Raw genomic sequence first — 2,111 nt, 5'->3', positions numbered from 1 at the left:
CGTGGCGCCCGCGACCCTGGACGGGCTGCTCGGCGTGCGCGGGGTGATCGAGAGCGACGACGAGGCGGCCTCAATGGAGACCGAGGCGTTCGCCCGGGACCTCGCCGAGGGCGTGGTCCGGGTGGTCGCCGACCTGGTCGAGGCTCGCCGGGCCGAGGGGCGCCAGCTCGCCGACATCGTCACCGCGCAGGTCGACCGCATCGCGGCGCTGACCCAGGCCGCCGAGGACAACCCGGCGCGCAAGCCCGAGGCGGTGCGGGCCAGGCTGGCGGCCTCCATCGCGGCCCTGGGCGGGACCAACCTCGATCCCGAGCGCCTGCACCAGGAGGCGATGCTGCTCGCCGGCAAGGCGGATGTGCGCGAGGAACTGGACCGGCTGCACGCCCACGTGGCCAGCGCCCGGGAGTTGCTCGCGGCGGGCGGCGCGATCGGCCGGCGCCTGGATTTCCTGGCCCAGGAGTTCGGCCGCGAGGCCAACACCCTGTGCGCCAAGGCCAACGACATCAGCCTGTCGCGGATCGGCCTCGACCTCAAGGCCGTGGTCGAGCAGTTCCGCGAGCAGGTCCAGAACATCGAATGAGTTTTCGGGGCCTGAGGGATGCGGATGGATATCGCGACGGAGCCACGCGGATGAGCGGACCGGCCAACAACGTCTCCGACACGATCGCGCGGCGGGGCTTGATCCTGATCCTGTCCTCGCCCTCGGGGGCGGGCAAGACCACGCTGACGCGGGCGGTCGCGCAGGATCCGGCCTGGGCGCTCGACCTGTCGATCTCGGTCACCACCCGGTCGCGCCGTCCCTCCGAGATCGACGGGCGGCACTATCACTTCATCGACCGCGAGGCGTTCGAGGACCTGCGCAGCCGCGACGACCTGCTCGAATGGGCCGAGGTCCACGGCAACTACTACGGCACGCCCCGGCGGCCGGTGGAGAAGGTTTTGGGCTCGGGCCGGGACATGATCTTCGACATCGACTACCAGGGCACCCGCCAGGTCCGGGCCAAGCTCGCCCAGGACGTCGTGACGGTGTTCATCCTGCCGCCCAGCATGGCCGAGCTGCGCCAGCGCCTGGAACGCCGCGCCGAGGATTCGGCCGAGACGATCGAGAAGCGCCTGGCCAACGCCCGGACCGAGATCCAGCGCTGGAGCGAGTACGACTACGTCATCGTCAACGAAGACCTGCAGGACGCCTTCCGGGCGCTGCAGGGCATCCTGTCCGCCGAGCGGCTGAAGCGGGCGCGCCGGACGGGTCTGGCGCAGTTCGTCGACGGGCTGCTGGCGGAGGCGGACGCCTGAGGGATCGCGATGGCGGTGGCGATACCGCTCACGCCGTGATCGTGAAGCACGCGCCCGGGTTGTTGGCCACGTCGAGCCGGGCGTTGATCTGGTCGAGCATCGCCCGGATCAGCTTCATCCCGAGGCCCGTGCCCCTGCCGCGCACCTTGGCGTCGGCCCAGTCGTCGGGCAGGCCGGAGCCGTCGTCGCAGACCCGGAGCTGGACCTCGCCGGGGCCGGAGGCCGAGACGCTGACCTCGACGCGGCCGCCGCCGGCGGGGTTGGCGGCGTACTTGAAGGCGTTGGTGACGAGTTCCGTGGCGATCAGCGAGAGCGCCACCGCCTTGCGGTAGGGCACCATCAGGCCGGGCTCGGCCGAGAGGTCCACGGCATGGCCCTCGCCGGCCAGCCCCGCCAGGTCGTTGCACAGGTTCTCGATGGTCTGGCCGAGATCGACCTCGTCGAAGCGCTCGGCCTGGTACAGGCTGTCGTGCACGCGGGCGACGCTCATCACCCGGGCGGAGGTGTCCGCGAAGGCCTGGCGGGCGTCGGGGTCGGCGATCTGCCGGCGCTGCATCTGCAGGAAGGCCGAGACGATCTGCAGGGAGTTCTTGACCCGGTGGTCGATCTCCCGGGTCAGCAGGTCCTTCTGCTCGAGCAGGCGCTCCTTCTCGACGAGCAGGCTGGTCAGCTCGTCGATCTTGCGGCGCTGGCGCAGCACCACGCCCTCCACCGCCTCGGCCAGCGAGCGGGAGAGCTGGACCTGCCACTCGGCCCAGGCGGCGGCGTAGCCGGTGCGCTCCTCGACCCAGCGCTCGAACGAGCGGCGCGGCAGC

At 71.5% G+C, this 2,111-nt stretch carries 3 protein-coding genes; 2 read left to right on the top strand and 1 reads right to left on the bottom strand.

Translation table 11 applies throughout. The features are described 5' to 3' along the window. Both FV228_RS27680 and gmk read left to right on the top strand, forming a co-directional pair. Positions 1–580: DUF1732 domain-containing protein (locus tag FV228_RS27680; RefSeq protein ID WP_147857434.1), on the top strand; the 580-nt coding region annotated here is incomplete at its 5' end. 50 nt (positions 581–630) lie between these two features. Continuing rightward, positions 631–1,296, top strand: a complete 666-nt coding sequence (gmk, locus tag FV228_RS27675; protein ID WP_147857433.1) for a guanylate kinase — start codon at positions 631–633, stop codon at positions 1,294–1,296. 28 nt (positions 1,297–1,324) lie between these two features. Here the strand turns inward: gmk and FV228_RS27670 are convergent. Further along, a partial coding sequence (locus tag FV228_RS27670) for a sensor histidine kinase (RefSeq protein ID WP_187277941.1) occupies positions 1,325–2,111 on the bottom strand: 787 nt, incomplete at its 5' end.

This window comes from Methylobacterium sp. WL18 (assembly GCF_008040015.1).
In the GTDB taxonomy this organism is placed as follows: domain Bacteria; phylum Pseudomonadota; class Alphaproteobacteria; order Rhizobiales; family Beijerinckiaceae; genus Methylobacterium; species Methylobacterium mesophilicum.
This window is presented reverse-complemented; position numbering and strand designations above follow the sequence as displayed.

Bases quoted from the DNA above. Each gene is read 5' to 3' on its own strand.
- gmk (WP_147857433.1), top strand. From the start codon at position 631: ATGAGCGGACCGGCCAACAACGTCTCCGACACGATCGCGCGGCGGGGC.